The sequence below is a fragment of the Bradyrhizobium sp. U531 genome (assembly GCF_051710265.1).
Lineage (GTDB): Bacteria > Pseudomonadota > Alphaproteobacteria > Rhizobiales > Xanthobacteraceae > Bradyrhizobium.
The window spans coordinates 852,489-869,138 of the sequence record NZ_JASVEN010000001.1; the positions used below are offsets into that span (position 1 = coordinate 852,489).

Annotated in this window: 11 protein-coding genes; 6 read left to right on the plus strand and 5 right to left on the minus strand. The window is 66.5% G+C overall.

Annotated elements, in window-relative coordinates:
• Nucleotide 1 precedes the first annotated feature (1 nt).
• The gene (locus tag QRQ56_RS04315) at nucleotides 2-1,159 is read right to left on the minus strand and encodes an MFS transporter (RefSeq protein ID WP_438740064.1); all 1,158 of its coding nucleotides are present in this window, start codon (nucleotides 1,157-1,159) and stop codon (nucleotides 2-4) included.
• 164 nt (nucleotides 1,160-1,323) lie between these two features.
• Between QRQ56_RS04315 and QRQ56_RS04320 the strand changes: the two genes are divergently transcribed.
• Nucleotides 1,324-2,586: an adenylate/guanylate cyclase domain-containing protein gene (locus tag QRQ56_RS04320; protein WP_438737813.1), complete on the plus strand. Its 1,263-nt coding sequence runs from the start codon at nucleotides 1,324-1,326 to the stop codon at nucleotides 2,584-2,586.
• A gap of 154 nt (nucleotides 2,587-2,740) precedes the next feature.
• On the opposite strand, the gene QRQ56_RS04325 is transcribed toward QRQ56_RS04320, so the two are convergent.
• Nucleotides 2,741-3,985, minus strand: a complete 1,245-nt coding sequence (locus QRQ56_RS04325; RefSeq protein ID WP_438737815.1) for an MFS transporter — start codon at nucleotides 3,983-3,985, stop codon at nucleotides 2,741-2,743.
• A 169-nt stretch (nucleotides 3,986-4,154) separates the two neighbouring features.
• On the opposite strand from QRQ56_RS04325, the gene QRQ56_RS04330 reads away from it, so the two are divergent.
• From QRQ56_RS04330 to QRQ56_RS04350, 5 genes are all read left to right on the plus strand, one after another.
• Nucleotides 4,155-5,507 carry an Nramp family divalent metal transporter gene (locus QRQ56_RS04330; RefSeq protein WP_438737816.1) on the plus strand — a complete coding sequence of 451 codons (1,353 nt, stop codon included), beginning with the start codon at nucleotides 4,155-4,157 and terminating at the stop codon, nucleotides 5,505-5,507.
• Nucleotides 5,508-6,080: 573 nt separating this feature from the next.
• Nucleotides 6,081-9,194, plus strand: coding sequence for an ATP-binding protein (locus tag QRQ56_RS04335; protein WP_438737817.1), 3,114 nt, complete (start codon nucleotides 6,081-6,083; stop codon nucleotides 9,192-9,194).
• A 92-nt stretch (nucleotides 9,195-9,286) separates the two neighbouring features.
• On the plus strand, nucleotides 9,287-10,471 hold the full coding sequence (locus tag QRQ56_RS04340) for a cytochrome P450 (protein ID WP_438737819.1): 1,185 nt from the start codon (nucleotides 9,287-9,289) through the stop codon (nucleotides 10,469-10,471).
• A gap of 18 nt (nucleotides 10,472-10,489) precedes the next feature.
• Nucleotides 10,490-12,295 (plus strand): hypothetical protein, encoded by a 1,806-nt coding sequence (locus tag QRQ56_RS04345; RefSeq protein ID WP_438737821.1) that lies wholly within the window; start codon nucleotides 10,490-10,492, stop codon nucleotides 12,293-12,295.
• Nucleotides 12,292-13,692, plus strand: coding sequence for a Dyp-type peroxidase (locus tag QRQ56_RS04350; protein ID WP_438737822.1), 1,401 nt, complete (start codon nucleotides 12,292-12,294; stop codon nucleotides 13,690-13,692). The genes QRQ56_RS04345 and QRQ56_RS04350 overlap by 4 nt, the downstream gene beginning before the upstream one ends.
• Nucleotides 13,693-13,762: 70 nt before the next feature.
• On the opposite strand, the gene QRQ56_RS04355 is transcribed toward QRQ56_RS04350, so the two are convergent.
• The 3 genes from QRQ56_RS04355 to hemB all read right to left on the minus strand — a co-directional run bounded on the left by QRQ56_RS04355 (nucleotide 13,763) and on the right by hemB (nucleotide 16,615).
• The gene (locus QRQ56_RS04355) at nucleotides 13,763-14,539 is read right to left on the minus strand and encodes an arginyltransferase (protein WP_097663231.1); all 777 of its coding nucleotides are present in this window, start codon (nucleotides 14,537-14,539) and stop codon (nucleotides 13,763-13,765) included.
• A 119-nt stretch (nucleotides 14,540-14,658) separates the two neighbouring features.
• Nucleotides 14,659-15,213 (minus strand): RDD family protein, encoded by a 555-nt coding sequence (locus QRQ56_RS04360; protein WP_438737824.1) that lies wholly within the window; start codon nucleotides 15,211-15,213, stop codon nucleotides 14,659-14,661.
• Nucleotides 15,214-15,553: 340 nt separating this feature from the next.
• Nucleotides 15,554-16,615, minus strand: coding sequence for a porphobilinogen synthase (gene hemB, locus QRQ56_RS04365; protein ID WP_438737826.1), 1,062 nt, complete (start codon nucleotides 16,613-16,615; stop codon nucleotides 15,554-15,556).
• Nucleotides 16,616-16,650 lie beyond the last annotated feature (35 nt).

The following is a 16,650-nucleotide window of genomic DNA, read 5'->3' on the forward strand; positions in this document are numbered from 1 at the left end:
GTCAATCCGGCCGCGGCCCGGTGCGGACCAGGAACAGCGCCGCCAGCGCCGAGAGGCTGAGCGCGGAGGAGACGATCAGCACCTTCGCGCCCATCAGGTCGATCAGAAGGCCGAACGCCAGTGGCGCCACCGCCTGCGCCATGCGGGCGGGAGCGCCGATGATGCCGAGGCGGTAGCCGAAATCCTTCGGCCCGAAGATCGACAGCGGCAGCGTGCCGCGCGCGATCGTCAGGATGCCGTTGCCCGAGCCATAGAGCAGCGCAAATGCGCTCGCGGCGGGAGCGCCGAAGACGGCAAATACGGCGGCGCCGACCGGCTGGGTGATGCAGGCCAGCCGCGTCGACCACAGCGGATGGAAGCGGCTCAGAAAGCTCGCTTCGAGAATGCGCGCGGCGACTTGCGCCGGACCGATCAGCGCGCCGGCGGCGATTGCCTCGATGTGGGTGGCGCCCATCGTTTCGAGGATGCGCGGGAAATGCACGGCCATGGCGCCGGTGACGGTCCACGCGGCGGCAAAGACGAAGGCGAGCAGGATCATGGTGCGGTCGAGCGGCACATGCGGCTTCTCGGCCGCGGCTGCCGCCTGCTTCGCGCCCTTGATCGCCGGCAGCATGAAGAAATTCAGCGGCAGGCCGATCAGGATGTTGGCGGTCGCCCAGGCAAAGCAGGTCTCACGCCAGCCGATATGCGACAGGCCCCAGGCGGTGAGCGGCCAGCCGACGGTCGAGGCAAAGCCCGCCATCAGCGTGATGCCGGTGATCGGCTTGCGCGCCTCGGTGCCGTAGATGCGGCCGAGCGCGGCGAAGGCCGCGTCATAGAGCCCCATCGCCATGCCGATGCCGAGCACGAGCCAGGCGAACACCATCACCGGGATGGAGTGCGCGAAGCCAAGCAGCGCGAGGCCGGCGGCGATGGTCAGGTTCGAGGCCGACAGCACCTGCCGTCCGCCGACGAGATCGATCTGCCGCCCGATGCGGGGCCCGAGCATCGCCGAGATCACCAGCGAGGCCGAGAACGCGCCGAAGATCCAGTTGGAGGAGACGCCGAGGTCGTGCGCCATGGGGTCGGCAATCAGCGCCGGCAGATAATAGCTGGACGCCCAGGCCAGGGTCTGCGTGGTGCCGAGCGCCAGGATGATCGGAAGCGGGCGCGGGCTCATATCGCTGCGTGTCTGGTCGGCGGTGTCATCGGTTCCATTTGCCGCTTGCCGCGCGAGCGCGTCAACTGCGCCTGCGGCATATTCGACCTGCTGCGGGCGGGAGCCTTTGTTGCACCATGCGGGCGCGGCCTTCCGCTCGTCACGAATGCACGTCATAATGGCGCATGCAATTGACCTCGCGCCTCGCGCTGATGAGCTGGCTGACCGGCCAGGGGCTCACGGGCCTTCCCGAAAACGAACTGCTCCGCGGCTTCTGCGAGCGCTGCTGCGCCGAAGGGCTGGAGCTGTCGCGCGGGCTGGTCGTGATCGACACGCTGCATCCGATCTATGAGGGCCGCGGCTTCCGCTGGAGCGACCGGCCCAGCAACGAGAGCGACGCGTTCGAATACGGCTCGACCGCCGAGGGCGATGCCGCCGCGAGCTGGCGCCGCTCGGTGTTTTTCCACATGCTCGAGCACGGCCACGACGAGATGGTGATCGATCTCGCCGACGCGCCGTCGATGGATTTCTCGCAGATCGGCGAGCTCGCCGAGAAGGGCCACAAGCACTATCTGGCCTTCGTGCATCGCTTCGGCGAGACCGGCGCGCTCGGCCTGATGGACTGCCTCTATTCCTGCTGGACCACGCGGCGCGACAGCGGCTTCAGCGAAGGTGAGCTCGAAGCGCTGCGTGATCTCGTGCCGGTGCTGGGGCTTGCGATCAAGTCGGCGCAGCAGGTCGACATCGCCCGCACGCTCGGCCGCGTCTATCTCGGCCGCGACGCCTCCGAGCAGGTCTTGCGCGGGCGCATCTCACGCGGCGTCACCGAGCGCATCAAGGCCGTGCTGTGGTATTCGGATTTGCGCGGCTCGACCGCGATCAGCGAGAGCATCGGCCCTGACGAGATCATTCCGTTCCTCAACGACTATGCGCAGGCCGTGATCGACGCGATCCACGATGCCGGCGGCGACGTGCTCAAGCTGATCGGCGACGGCGTGCTCGCGATGTTCACGGCTGCGGATATGGCGGATGCGCGGCGGGCCGCGCTACGCGCCGAGCATCTGTTCCGCAAGAACGTCGCGGCGCTGAACAGGCGGCGGGAAGCCGACGGCCGTCCGACCACGTCGGCCTATATCGGCCTGCATGTCGGCGAGGTCTTCTACGGCAATATCGGCAGCGAGGACCGGCTCGATTTCACCGTGGTCGGCCCCACCGTCAACGAGGTCAGCCGCATCGCCTCGATGAGCCGCTCGGTCGACCGCGAGCTTCTGGCATCGGCGGAATTCTACAAGGGCCTGGACGCCGCCGGCCGGCGCTATCTCGTCTCCACCGGCCGTTACGCGCTGCGCGGCATCGGCCGTGCGCAGGATCTCTACACGCTCGATCCTGATGTCGACGCCAGCGAGCCGGTGACGGGAAGCTACGAGCGGTACCTGGCGGCGAACTAGGGCTGGATCGTCGTCCCCGCGAACGCGGGGACCCATACCGCGTGATCTATCGAATGCGGACGGTGCCAGTCCCGGCGGACGTGTGTAACGGCGAGCCTTCGTCAACTTCTCCCTGGGGTTATGGGTCCCCGCGTTCGCGGGGACGACATCTGGGCTAGCACCTCACGGCGGCCTCATCTCCCACCATGTCCGGTTGCCGGTCCAGCGCCACGGCCGGCGAGAGCCAGATCACCAGCGCCTGCACGCCGAACACGGCGGCTGCGAGATAAAGGCACGCTTCCGCGCTCCAGAGGCCGCCGACGATTGCGCCCAGCGCCGAGCCGAGCGGACGGGCGCCGTAGCTCATGATGTTGATGGCGGAGACGCGGCCGAGCAGGCGCGGCGGCGTCACGGACTGGCGCAGCGTCGTGGTCGAGATCACCCACAGGATCGGGCCGACGCCGAGCAGGAAGAAGCTCAAGGCCGCAAGCGCGGGCGAGGGGACCAGCACCGTCAGCGCCATCACCACCGCGGCGACGAAGCCGGTGACCGGGCCGAGGCCGACCACGGTGCCGAAGGCGATGCGCTGCATCACGCGGGTGGCGAACAGCGCGCCGATCACCATGCCGACGCCGTACATCGTCAGCACGGTGCCGACGCCGGCGGCGGTCAGGCCGAGATGGCGTACGGCATAGGGCACGAACACGGCGATCTGCAGGAACCAGCCGGTGTTGAAGATGAACTGGGTGATGAACACCGGCCGCAGAAGCGGATGGTGAAACACGAAGGCGGCGCCTTCGCGGATGTCCTGGAATGGATGCCGCCGCGGCGAGGGGCTACGTGCGGGCTCGTAGATGCCTGACAGCAGCACCACCGCGATCGCCGACAGCGCCGCGGCGAAGCCGAAGGCCGGGCTCGCGCCCCACCAGCCCACCAGCGCGCCGCCGAGCGCAGGCCCGCTGGCAAAGGCGACGGTGCGCGCAAGCTCGATGCGGGCATTCGCGGCCGGCAGCAGCTCTGCGCTGACCAGCGAGGGCACCAGCGCCGGCGCGGCCACGCTGTAGACGACGGTGCCGCACACCGCGGCGAATCCGAGCAGCGCCAGCAGCGGCAGGTTGAGCGCGCCGAGCGCCAGCAGCAGCACGATGGTGGCGAGCGCCACAGCGCGCAGGGCCTCGGCGCCCGCCATCAGCGAGCGGCGCGAGATGCGGTCGGCAAGCAGGCCGGCGGGAATGGCGAACAGCACGAAGGGCAGGGTCAGCGCCGTCTGCAGCAGGCCGGTCTGGCCTTCCGCAACCCCGAGCGTGAGCACGGCGACGATGGGCGCGGCGGCCAAAGCGATCTGCTCGGCCGACTGCGCCGCAAGGTTGGACCAGGCGAGGCGGCCAAAGGTGTCGGGGAGACGAGGCGGGTTTGACATGGCTCATTTCCTGCAAAGTCGGATTGGCGCGAGTATCCGGCGCCAGGGGCCGCCAAACCCACCCGGTTTCCGACAGGGCGGCGCATAACGCGGTCGGGACGGGAACTCATGCCACTAGATGCAGTTGCAAATGAGTTGCAATAAGCCCCGACTTCGGTATTCTCGCCCCATGGATGCCCGATCGCCCGATTTGACGCCCGACGCCGCCGGCTGGCGCGCTGATGCGCCCGCCACCAAAAGCCTCGCCGAGGTCAATGCCACGGTCGCCGTTCCGACCGCGGGCCGCTGGTGGCGCCGGCTGCTCGCCTTCGTCGGTCCGGGCTATCTCGTCTCCGTCGGCTACATGGACCCCGGCAATTGGGCGACCGATCTCGCCGGCGGATCGAAGTTCGGCTACACGCTGCTCTCCGTCATCCTGCTCTCGAATTTGATGGCGATCCTGCTGCAGTCGCTGGCGGCACGGCTCGGCATCGTCACCGACCGCGACCTCGCACAGGCCTGCCGCGCCACCTATTCGCCGGGGGTGAACTTCCTGCTGTGGCTCGCCTGCGAGGCGGCGATCATCGCCTGTGATCTGGCCGAAGTCATCGGCACCGCGATCGCGCTGAAACTGCTGTTCGGCATCCCCCTGATCGGCGGCGCGCTGCTCGCCGCGCTCGATGCGTTCCTGCTGCTGTTGTTGATGAACCGTGGCTTCCGTTTCCTCGAAGCCTTCGTCATGGCGCTGCTCGCAGTGATCGCGGTGTGCTTCGCGGTCCAGATCGCGGCGGCCGCGCCGCCGGTCGCGGAGGTCCTGCACGGCTTCATGCCGAAGACCGAGATCTTCACCAATCCGGAGATGCTCTACATCGCGATCGGCATCATCGGCGCCACCGTGATGCCGCATAATCTCTATCTGCACTCCTCGATCGTGCAGACCCGCGCCTATGAGCGCAACGACGAGGGCCGCCGCGAGGCGATCAAATGGGCGACGACGGATTCGACCATCGCCCTGATGCTGGCGCTGTTCATCAATGCCGCGATCCTCGTGGTCGCCGCTGCGACCTTCCACAAGAGCGGACATTCGGACGTGGCCGAGATCGGCCAGGCTTTCGAATTGTTGTCGCCGCTGCTCGGCCTCGGCATCGCCTCGACGCTGTTCGCGGTGGCGCTGCTCGCCTCCGGCCTCAACTCGACGGTGACCGCGACGCTCGCCGGCCAGATCGTGATGGAGGGTTTTCTCGACCTGCGCCTGCCGAGCTGGGCGCGCCGTCTGCTGACGCGCGGCATCGCCATCGTTCCGGTGATCGTCGTCACCGCGATTTATGGCGAGCGCGGCACCGCTGATCTCCTGGTGTTCAGCCAGGTCGTGCTGTCGATGCAGCTGCCCTTCGCCGTCATTCCGCTGGTCCGCTTCGTCTCCGACCGCCGCAAGATGGGAAGGTTCGCCATTCCCTCATACGTTGCTGCGATCGCGTGGATCGTCGCGGGCGCCATCGTGATCCTGAACCTGAAACTGTTGTTCGACACGTTGTTCGGCTGAGGGCAGGGCGCGACCCGCGCCGTGCGCGCGGAGCATGTTTCGACGCTCTGGCCGCGGCGCCGCCTGTCGCCTGTAACCGTTTCGCGCGAGCCCGGCCCAGCCCTTCGGAAATGCACGCCGTCCGGTGGCCGAAGGGCTTTCGGCGCGCGCCGGGCGAACTACCGCTTTTCAATTGGTGTGAAGAGGGTATACTACCTTCAATTGCTGATAGGCCACATCTGCTGACAGGCCATATTATGACGTTGCATTTTTCAGGATTGATTTTTCTCCCGGCGGGATAATCGGCGGTCCCGCGCCGGAGTAAGTGCGCCGATCGCATTTTCTCCGGATCTTCGAAGGGTTGTGCGTGAGGTCGCGCACGAAGCCAATGGTGAAGCCATTGGTGGCTGATTGATTATTGCTGCGCGGGTTCGCGTCCCGGAAAGGGACGATGATCAAGCCAGAATGCGTTGATTGCTGTGTTGAAGTCATTGATGAGCGTGTGCTGCCGTGACCAAGTGTCCAGCATGTTCAGCCCGTATTGCTCGCGAGCATCGCTTCTGCTCGCAATGTGGCGCGCGTCTCGATCGTGCCGTGGAGCAGCCGGCCCGTCCCTCCGTCGCCAGCCCGACTGATCACGACGCACGCGTCGTTCCGCTGCATGATCAGGCCGCCGTTCGGTCGCAGATGCTGACCGAAAACAAGCAGGTCAGCGTTCTCTTCGTCGACGTCTGCGACTCCACCGCGCTGCTCCAGCACTCCGACCCCGAGGAAGCCCGCAACTATCTCGGCAAGGCGCTGAACCATTTGGCCGAAGCGGTGGGGACCTATGGCGGCACGGTGAGCCAGCTGCTCGGCGACGGGCTCGTCGCCCTGTTCGGCGCGCCCGTGGCGCAGGAGGATCACGCGCTGCGCGCGTGCCTCGCCGCCCTCAAGATGCAGCGGGCCAGCATTCCCGGCCACGATGTTCAGGGCGTGGCCAGCCCGATGCTGCGCATCGGCATCAATTCGGGTGAAGTCCTGGTCGGTGTCGTCGGACAATACGGCTGGTCGCATTACGGCGCCGACGGCAAGACCATCCACCTTGCATCGCGGCTGGAAAAGTTGGCGCAGCCCGGCGGCATCCTGATCAGTGCCGCGACACAGCGCCTCGTCGCGCAGCAGATCGACACGCGGCCGATGGGGACGCGTCCGGTACGAGGGCTGGATGATCCGGTCGAGCTCCATGAGGTCGTGGTCGCCACCGAAAGTTCGGCGGCGGCGCCGCTGACGCGCAAGCCGCGCTGGGCACCGCTGGTCGGCCGCGAGGATACGTTGCGGATCCTGGCCGGGGATCTCGACATCGTCCGAACAGGTGCGATGCGAACGATCGGGCTGTGCGGCGATGCCGGAATCGGGAAGTCCCGCCTGATCGCCGACTGGGTCGCTGCCCTTGCAAGCGAGGGCATGGAGGTCTGCATTTCGCAGGCGAGGGGGTATGCGAGCGCGCGCGCCTACAGCACCGCCGCGGATCTGAGCGCAAGCCTGGCCGCATTGCCGCAATCGAGCGAGACGGACGCACAATCGGTCGGGCGGACGCTGGCTGCCGCATGGGCCAGCGAAGGCGCCGCGCATCTTGCGGCGGTCAATGATCTCCTGGGTCTGGAGGCGCCGGACCAGGCGTGGCTGGCGCTGAATCCGGCGCAGCGGCGGCGCCGGATTGGCGAGGCGTTGCTGTGGCTGGTGCGCAGACGCGCCCAGGCGGGGCCGTTCGTGCTCGTGCTCGAGGACGTTTTCCTGGCCGACCGCGACAGCCGGCGGTTGTTCGAGGCACTGCTCCCGAAGCTTCAGGGACTGCCCATCCTGGTCTGTGTCAGCTATCGACCCGATTTCGACCATCAATGGCGCCAGGCCCCGTGGTTTGCAGAACGCGTGATCGAGCCTCTGCGCGACGGCGAGATGCTCAGGCTCGCGCGCGCGCTGCTGGGGGACGACCCGTCCGTGCTCGGCGTCGTCAGTGAGCTGGTCACGCGCGCGGACGGCAATCCGTTCTACCTGGAGCAATTGGTCATCACGCTGATCGACGACGGGTCGCTGGAGGGAACGCCGGGTGCATATCGCCTGCAGCGGCCGCCCGGAGACCTGCGCGTGCCGGGCTCGATTGCCGCGGTGATCGGCGCGCGCGTCGACAGGCTGCCGGAAGCTGCAAAGTCCGCGCTCGAGGCAGCGGCGATCCTCGGCGATCCCATCACGCGCGAGCTGATCGCGGCGATGCAGGCCGCGGACATCGCGCGAGCCGAAGAATTGCTGGGCCTGTGCGTCGCATCCGGCCTGTTGACGGGACCGGATCAGGCGCGCGGTCCGCTCGATCAGCACGCCTTCGCGTTTCGCCACGCCTTGGTGCGCGATGTCGTGCTCGGCGCCCTGACGCGCGCGCGGCTCAAGGCGCTGCACCGTCAGGCCTTCCTGGCGCTGCATGCGCGCCCCGGAGCGACCGAGGCGGATGTCGCCCCGGCGCTCGCACACCATGCCTTCAAGGGGGAGGAGTGGGAGCAGGCGGCCCGCTTCACCGTCAAGTCGATGGCGCGCGCCATCTCGCGCTCGGCCAATCAGGAGGCCCTCCAGCTGTTCGAGAAAGGGCTGCAGGCGGCCGGCCGCGTCGATGACGCCTCGGTGGCGCAGAGCCTCGAGCTGGCGCTTCGACTCGAAGCGATCGGGGCGATGCTGGCGCTTGGACAGATCGACGACATCTTCAGCAACATGGAGCGCGCGGAAGCCATCGCGGTGCAACTGAACGATCAGCGCGCACGGGCGGCGGTGTCGACCGAGACGGCGGTGTTCCTGTGGATGCGCGGACGCTTCGCGCAAGGCCTGGGGTATGCCTCACGAGGTTTGGAAGCGGCCCGTCTCGCGCAGCGCCGCCACATGATGATGGCGGCGCACCAGACCCGCCTGATGCATCTCCATGCGCTCGGTCGCTATGCCGAAGCGGCGATGGAAAGCCAGGTTCTGCTCTCCGACTACGGACCGGAGCTGTCGGCGCATGTCGTGCAGGCCGGATGGGCCGCCATCCCGATCATCAACCTGCATGCGTTTCATGCCAGCACGCTCTGGCGGCTGGGAGACACGGCGAGGGCCCACGCGTTCTGCGCCAAGGCCTATGAAATCCTGTCGAACATCAGCCATCCCTATTCCCGTCTGCTGATCGACACCGTCCAGTCGCAGATCTGGATCGAGAGCGGGGAGCTCGATCGTGCCGAGACCTTGATGCGCACGGGCGTGCAGCAATGCATGACGCACAACGTCCCGACCATGCTTTCGGTCTGCACCGGCGTTCTCGGCAGCGCGCTCGCGCGCAACGGCAAGGCCGCCGAGGCGGCGGCGATGCTGGAGAAGGGCTTCGCCGATCGCATCTACGAGGCGGCCGGACCCTACGGCCGGACGTTCATGCGCGTCAGCCTCGGCGTTGCCTATCGCAAGCTCGACCGGCTCGACGATGCCATCGCGGTCGGCCGCAAGGCCGTCGAGCAGGCCGCCGAAGAATACGGCCACCAGACCGAAGCCCTGTGCGAGCTTGCGGACACCTTGCGGCAGGCCGGCGATCTGGCGGGCGCCGAGGCGCATTTCAAGCGGGCCGCCGAGGCAGCGGAGCGTCTGGGCATGCCGCACTACCAGAGACGGGTTGCCGAGGCGCTCGCAGATTGGCGGAAGGACGGGTACGCAGCATGAAACTCTCGACCTATGAACCCGACGCGATGGCGCCGGGAGTACGCCGTCTCTCCTATGGTCTGTTCTGCTGGCTCAACCGCCACATCACGGTCTTGCGCGCGGTCGGCGCAGTGCTTCGGCGCTGGCCCGCGATAGGCGGCTGGTTCGGCATGGTGGCACGCGCCAGCGCGGTCAAGGACGTGCTGACGCGCACGCCCAGCTTTGCCAACACGGCGCACGCGGCCAACATGGTGTCCGGGGATTACCTCATCGGCATGGATCCCGGCCCGACCTACACGGCCGACAGGGATCTGGTCCACGCGCGCCTCGACGCCCTGGACGTCCCGAACGCGTCCGACGAGGAAGCCAAGAAACGGATTGCGATGCTGGGATCCGGAGATCGCAGTTTCGATCTGATCGACAACTATCTGATGTGGGTCGTATTCCACGCCATGAAGCCGCTGTTCGGATCGGCGACCGACGCGGTGGTGGCGGGCTCGGCGGACCCGGCCGCCCAAGCCGCCGTCGATGAAGGCCTGCAACGGCAATACATGCTGGAGATCCGGTATGTTGCGGGTCAATTGCTGGCCGGCAACCTTGCGACGCTCGACCTTCGGCGGCGGGCGGAGACCTGCGGAGACGCGCTTCAGGCGCGCATCGATCGCGTGACCGGTCCCATCGGTACCGCGTGGGGTGTCAAAAGCGCGTCCGAAGACATCGAGCGAAACGCGGTGGGGCTGGCCTGGATCTCGCATCCGGTCACGGTTCAGTCGGGAGCGCTTGCCGTGCAGGAACTGCTCGGCCGCCCCCAGGTCTACGAGCAGCTGTTGTCCCGGGCCAAAAGTCTCAAGGACCGCGTCTGGACCGACGCCGGCTTCCGCAAGGACGTGCGCGACCATGTGCTCGAGCTCATGCGTTTCCGCCCGATCTTTCCGCTGCTGGCGCGCGACGTGCCAAGGGACACGGAGCTGCAGACCGGCGCGCGGCAGAACGCCAAATGCCCCGGTGGCGGCAAGATCGCGCTGCTGTCGATCGCCGCGCTGTTCGATCCGAGCGTGGTCTCCGACAGCAGGCGCTTCTGTCCCGAGCGTGACTGGGGCAAAGACGATCCCTTGCGCTATCTCATGTTCGGATATGGCTACCGCCAATGTCCTGCCAAGGACCATGCGGTGGACATCCTGACGAGCGCGCTGATCGGATTGCTGACGCTGCCCCGCCTGCAACTGGCGCGCGGTGAGGACAAGGCCATCACCTATGACGGGCCGCTGATGTTGTCCATGCGCATGCGTATCACCTGAGCGAGCGGAGAGACGGCTATGCTCGAGATCGTCCGGCAGCAGATGATCTGCATCGTGGCGCCCGGCTGGGCCGGCGAGGCCAAGCTTCCAACGTCGCTCCACGATGGGTTGAACGCCCTCTTGAAGGACGTCGCGGTGGTCCATTTCGCTTCGATCGGGCTGCTGCCGGCCTTGGACGGCGCGCCGAAGCCGTCGCTCGTGCTCGAGCTGGCGGTCGAGGAGGGCTTCCGCCCCTGCGACCTGCTGTATCGGCTCGTCTACCATTCCGACGGCGCGATGTGGGCGCTGTTCGGCTCCATGATCGCTCCCGGTGTCGCGGTGCCTACGGCCAAGCACAAGGAGCAATTGCTCGCGGATTTGATGAGCTGGCACAGCATCGCCGATGGCGGCTTCGTCGGTGCTCGCGACCGGTCGGTCCGGCAGATCGAGATGGAGAGGGACCTGCTCGACCAGACGCGCACCGAAGCGCGCAACCTCAAGCCGAAATACGGCAACGATCGCACCGCCTTCGCGCTGGCACTGGCGCGGTGGGCCTACGCCAATCCCCGCTTCGGATGGGCGGCGACGCCTTCGCCGCGCTCCTATTGGCGCGGGAAGGGCGCCAGCATCGGTGCGAAGCTCGCTTATCCCGTGGCGGCGATCGTGCTGTGGTTCCTTTTGCTCGGGATCGTCTGGACGCTGCCGCGCGCCTGGAACTGGTTCTTCGGCGCGCCCGGGTCCGTTGGGCAGGCCATCGAAAACGCCATCACCAAGACAACCGAATGCCTGTTCGCGATGAGCTGGCACGGGCTGCTGGCGCTTGCGATCATTGTCTTCCTGGTCTGGCTGTTCCTGGTGCCGCTGCCCGCGCAATTCGTGTCCTGGAGGCGCTGGCTGAACAGCGTGCAGCAGGAGCTCGACCGGCCGACCGAGACGCTCTCGTCGCTGGCCACCTATGTGGGCGGCTGGGTGATCGGCGTGCCGCTGCTCCTGGCCGTCGCCGCCTGCGCCATCGCCTATACGTTCGCTCCGTTGGCCTATGCGCTCGCTCCGGACTATATGCATAACGTCATCGAGCCTAAGCTGCCCAAGCTGACGGGACTGCAGATCACGGTGATCGCCGTCGTCGCGATCATCGCGGTGCTCGTCATCGGCGCGGTGTTCTACTGGCTCAATCGCTATTTCACCGAACTGAGCAAAAAGTTCTTTCATCCGCTTCAAGACGACGTTCCGCGCGCCCAGCAGATCCATCCGTCGGTCGAGCAATGCGAGGCCGATTTGGTCGGCGGCACCCAGCACATGTTCAGCCTCACGGAGCTGCGCGGCCCGCAATGGTGGAGCGCGTGGTGCATCCGCGTGTCGCTGCGCATCGTGACGTTCGCCGGACGGGTGTTCTTCACGCAAGGCTGGCTCGGCAACGCGCCGGGCATCCATTTCGGTCATTGGCACATCATCGACGGCGGTCGCCGCTTTCTGTTCTGCTCGAACTACGACGGCAATTTCGGCGGCTATCTCGACGACTTCATCAACGGCGCGGCCGTCGGCACCACGCTGGCCTGGCGCTGGACCGAGCTGCATCCACGCGACCCGGCGCTGGCGGGACAGCCCGGCGTTGCAAAGTCACGCAGCTTTCCGCCGACGCGCTTCGTCGTCTTCCGCGGCGTGAAGTGCGAGCTGCGATTCAAGTCCTATGCGCGCGACAGCATGCTGCCGCATCTCTATCGTTTCGACGCCTGCAACCGGACCGTCGACCAGATCAACCTCGCGACGGGACTGCGCGACGCCCTGTTCGGCGAGCGCAACGAGAAGAACGACGATCTGATCATGAGGGCCATCGAGACATGAAGCACGCTCCGCGTCTCTCCGAGCAAAGCCACGACATCCAGGGCATGCTGAAGAGCGGCTTCGGCTGGCTCACCACGAGTCGCTTCAGGCTGCTGACGATCCGCGACGAGAAGCTGGCGAAGGCATGGCTGGCGGAACTGCTCGGGACCGGCCTGATCGTCAGTGCGGAACAGGTCGGCAAGGCCAAGAAGAAGCAGAAGGAGAGCGGGCCCCTCGATGCCGTCGTCGCGATCGGCTTCACCTATTCGGGGCTGGTGAAGCTGGGTTGCCAGGAAACCGGCGACCATCCGTTTCCAACCCCGTTCCGCAGCGGCATGGGCAGCGAATTGCGCGCCAAGCTGTTGCGTGACGAATACCGGAAGTGGTGCTGGACCGATCACGAAGGCCCCGGCGGCGGCGAGGTCGTGCATATCCTGCTTGCCGAATGGAAGAAGCGCGGCGCCGCGTCGCGGCTGCCTGCGATCAACCCGAGTGCTTTCTCCGTCATCGAGGCCGGCGACGATTCCGATTTCTTCGACGCGAACGGCAAGCTGCGCGAGCCGTTCGGATTCCGCGATGGCCTCGCCCAGCCAGTGATCCGCGGCCTCAGGGATCAGGATGGCGGGAGCCTGGCGCAGGCGCGGGCGGAGGCCGGGGATCTCTACGACGACCGACTGGTGGAGCCGGGCGAATTCATCCTGGGCTATCGCAACGAATACGACGAGCTGACCTTTTGCCCGGACGTGCAGGGATGGGCGAGCGCAAGCGGACGGTTCACCCTGAACGGAAGCTATCTCGCCGTACGACAGTTCGAGCAGAAAGTGGACGCGTTCAAGGCGTTCGAGGCGTCGCATTCGGATTTCGAGAGGGCGAACGGAGTTTCGGCCGGCGAGAAACTGATGGGGCGCAGGAAGGACGGGCTGCCGTTGTCGTGGAAAGGCAACACGAACGTGCCCGTGTCGGATTCGGCGGCCGATGCGTTCCGCTATCGCGTCGAGGACGCCGACGGTTTCATGTGCCCCAAGGGGGCCCATGTGCGCCGTTCCAATCCGCGGGACTCGCTCGGCATCGACGTGCAATCGAGCATCAAGTCATCCAAGCTGCATCGGCTGCTGCGGCGCGGGCGGCCCTATGCCGAGGCCTCGGGCCGGCAGGGCATCTTCTTCATCGCCTGCAATGCGGATCTCGAGCGGCAGTTCGAGTTCATCCACCAGCGTTGGCTGCAAAACCGGAGATTTGGAACGCTCGAGAGCCAGGATGATCCGATCGTGGGCTCGCAGTCGTGTCCGAAGGCTTTCACAATCCCGGGCGAGGCCAGCGGCGGTGAACTTTCGCTGCAGCACTTCACGGAGACGCTCGGGGGTGGTTACTTCTTCCTGCCGGGGATCGCGGCGCTGAAATTCATCGCCCGGGTTTGATCGCGTTCAGGGTTGTTGTTTGCGGCTGACCTTTCCGGAAGGGCGCTGCGCGCCTTTTGCGGATCGCGTCTCAGTCTTGCGGCTCGGAGGCGGCATCGCCCTGCGCGTCGATACGCAGCCAGCCCGAGGGCGCGAGGCGCTGCTGCGGCAGGAAGCGGGCCTTGTAGTCCATCTTCTTGGAGCCCTCGATCCAGTAGCCGAGATAGACGTAAGGCAGTCCCTGGCGGCGGGCGCGGGCGATGTGGTCGAGGATCATGAAGGTGCCCATCGAGCGGCTGACCTGGCCAGGCTCGAAGAACGAATAGACCATCGACAGGCCGTCGCTGAGCACATCGGTCAGCGCCACCGCGATCAGCTCCTCGCCGCGTCCGGTGATGCCGCTGTCGGGGCCGCGCTTGCGGTATTCGATGATGCGCGTCTCGACATGGCTGTCCTCGACCATCATGGCGTAGTCGAGCACCGTCATGTCGGCCATGCCGCCGTGGCGGTGGCGGGCGTCGAGATAGGCCCGGAACACCGAATATTGCTCGGAAGTGGGAACCGCGCTGCGCTGCTCGCCGATGATGTCGGAGTTGCGCGCCATCACCTTGCGGAAGTTGCGGGACGGCCGGAACTCGTTGGCGACGACCCGCACCGAGACGCAGGCGCGGCACTGGTCGCAGGCCGGCCGGTAGGCGATCGACTGGCTGCGGCGAAAGCCGCCGTGAGTCAGGAGGTCGTTGAGGTCGCCGGCGCGCTCGCCGACCAGATGCGTGAACACCTTGCGCTCATGCCGGCCCGGCAAATAGGGGCAGGGAGAGGGCGCCGTCAGGTAAAATTGAGGGGTGTCGCGCGAGTGCTGGGTCAAGGGACGTCGTGGGCCTCCGAAGTGGGTCTCAGCATCGCGCTACGGAAGCCCCTGGTCAATTGGTCTGCTCGGCGGGTCAGGTCAGACAGCTTAGCGGGTCCTGGTTGACAGGTCCTTGCTCACCAGCTTCGGGCGCCGTGGGTGGCTCCTTGGGCGACGGGTGCGCGGACCGAGTTGTTGATCACGACCGTTCCCAGCACGAGATCGTGCAGCAGGCGACGGCGGCCGTTGAACAGGCCGACCAGCACCACGAAGGGCGACAGGAACGAGAACGTCACCCAGAACAGCACGGCATGGGTGGCGCCGAGCACGAAATAGCCGGGGGCGCCGTACCAGGTGCGCAGCTCCAGATCCATGATCCGCATGCCGATGGTCGCCGACGAGGGGCCGCCGATGCAGGCGCCGTAATAGACGATGGCCCAGATCACGGAGGCCGGCCAGGCCAGCCAGAACAACGCCCAGCCGAGGCCGAGCGTGACCACGCCGAACAAGGCGATGAAGATGTAGCCGAGGATCACCGGGACCGAGATCACGACCATGTCGATCAGGAAGGCGAACACCCGCCGCGTCGCAACACCGCGGAACAGTTCGGGCTGCAGATACGGGTCGAAGGCGTGCGGCTGCGCCCCGCCGTCATTGCGCCAGGCGCCCGAATTGCCCGAGTCGTACGACATGATCCGTCCTCCCAAGGGGGAAACAGAGGGAAAAACCCTCGAGGCAGGACATGGGAACAGGCCGTCCCCCTGCCAAGGGCGCTGGGGCATTAACAAGCCGAAATATTCCGGCGATTCGGGGGCGGGGGGAGGGCTGTCGGTTGAGCATCACCAATGCCGCTACACCCTCGGTGGTCATCCCCGCGAAGGCGGGGATCCATAACCACAGGGAGCAGTTTGGCGAAGACTTGCCGCTTATCCTTTGTCGGTATGACGACAGCGCATCATCGATAGATCACGCGGTATGGATCCCCGCTTTCGCGGGGATGACACCGAAGATGACGCGGCAGCCTACGGCACCTTATCCCTGGCTGCGCAACTTCTCCGCCGCCTTCGGCGCAAAGTAGCTGAGCACGCCGTCGGCGCCGGCGCGCTTGAACGCGAGCAGGCTCTCCATCATGGCGCGCTCGCCGTCGAGCCAGCCGTTGTTCGCGGCGGCAGCGATCATCGCGTATTCGCCCGACACCTGATAGGCGAAGGTCGGCATCGCGAAGGTGTCCTTCACGCGGCGCACCACGTCGAGATAGGGCATGCCGGGCTTGACCATCACCATGTCGGCGCCTTCGGCGATGTCGAGTTCGACCTCGCGCAGCGCTTCATCGGTGTTGGCGCTGTCCATCTGATAGGTGCGCTTGTCGCCGGTCAGCGTCTTGGCCGAGCCGATGGCGTCGCGGAACGGGCCGTAGAACGCGGAGGCGTATTTGGCCGCATAGGCCATGATCTGCACGTCGGACTGACCGGCGCGATCCAGCCCCTCGCGGATCGCGGCAACGCGGCCGTCCATCATGTCGGAGGGCGCGATGATGTCGCAGCCGGCTTCGGCCTGCACTAGCGCCTGGCGCACCAGCACGGCGACCGTCTCGTCGTTCAGGATCCTGCCGTCCGAGATCAGGCCGTCATGGCCGTGGCTGGTGAAGGGATCGAGCGCGACGTCGCAGAGCAGGCCGATGTCCGGAAACTCCTTCTTGATCGCGCGCACCGCCTGGCAGACCAGATTGTTCGGATTGGTCGCTTCCGAGCCGTCCTCGTCGCGCAGGGACGGGTCGGTGTAGGGAAACAACGCGATGCAGGGGATGGTGAGCTTCACGGCGCGCTCGGCCTCACGCACGGCCTGGTCGACGCTGAGGCGCTCGACGCCGGGCATCGAGGCAATCTGCTCGCGCTTGTTGTTGCCGTCGATCAGGAACAGCGGCCAGATCAGGTCGTCGGTGGTGAGCACGTTCTCCCGCACCATGCGGCGGGCCCATTCGGCCTTGCGGTTGCGGCGCGGGCGGACGGTCAGATCGAGGGCATGGGGCACGGCCGTGCCCTCGTGGCGCGAGACCTCGCGCAATTCGATCGGACGTCCGTATTTGATCGCCATCACTCTTCCTCCGGCTGGAATTATTCTTATACCAG

Coding starts and splice junctions, on each gene's coding strand:
- QRQ56_RS04330 (WP_438737816.1), top strand. CDS start 4,155: ATGGATGCCCGATCGCCCGATTTGACGCCCGACGCCGCCGGCTGGCGC.
- QRQ56_RS04345 (WP_438737821.1), top strand. CDS start 10,490: ATGCTCGAGATCGTCCGGCAGCAGATGATCTGCATCGTGGCGCCCGGC.
- QRQ56_RS04325 (WP_438737815.1), bottom strand. CDS start 3,985: ATGTCAAACCCGCCTCGTCTCCCCGACACCTTTGGCCGCCTCGCCTGG.
- QRQ56_RS04350 (WP_438737822.1), top strand. CDS start 12,292: ATGAAGCACGCTCCGCGTCTCTCCGAGCAAAGCCACGACATCCAGGGC.
- hemB (WP_438737826.1), bottom strand. CDS start 16,615: ATGGCGATCAAATACGGACGTCCGATCGAATTGCGCGAGGTCTCGCGC.
- QRQ56_RS04315 (WP_438740064.1), bottom strand. CDS start 1,159: ATGAGCCCGCGCCCGCTTCCGATCATCCTGGCGCTCGGCACCACGCAG.
- QRQ56_RS04320 (WP_438737813.1), top strand. CDS start 1,324: ATGCAATTGACCTCGCGCCTCGCGCTGATGAGCTGGCTGACCGGCCAG.
- QRQ56_RS04360 (WP_438737824.1), bottom strand. CDS start 15,213: ATGTCGTACGACTCGGGCAATTCGGGCGCCTGGCGCAATGACGGCGGG.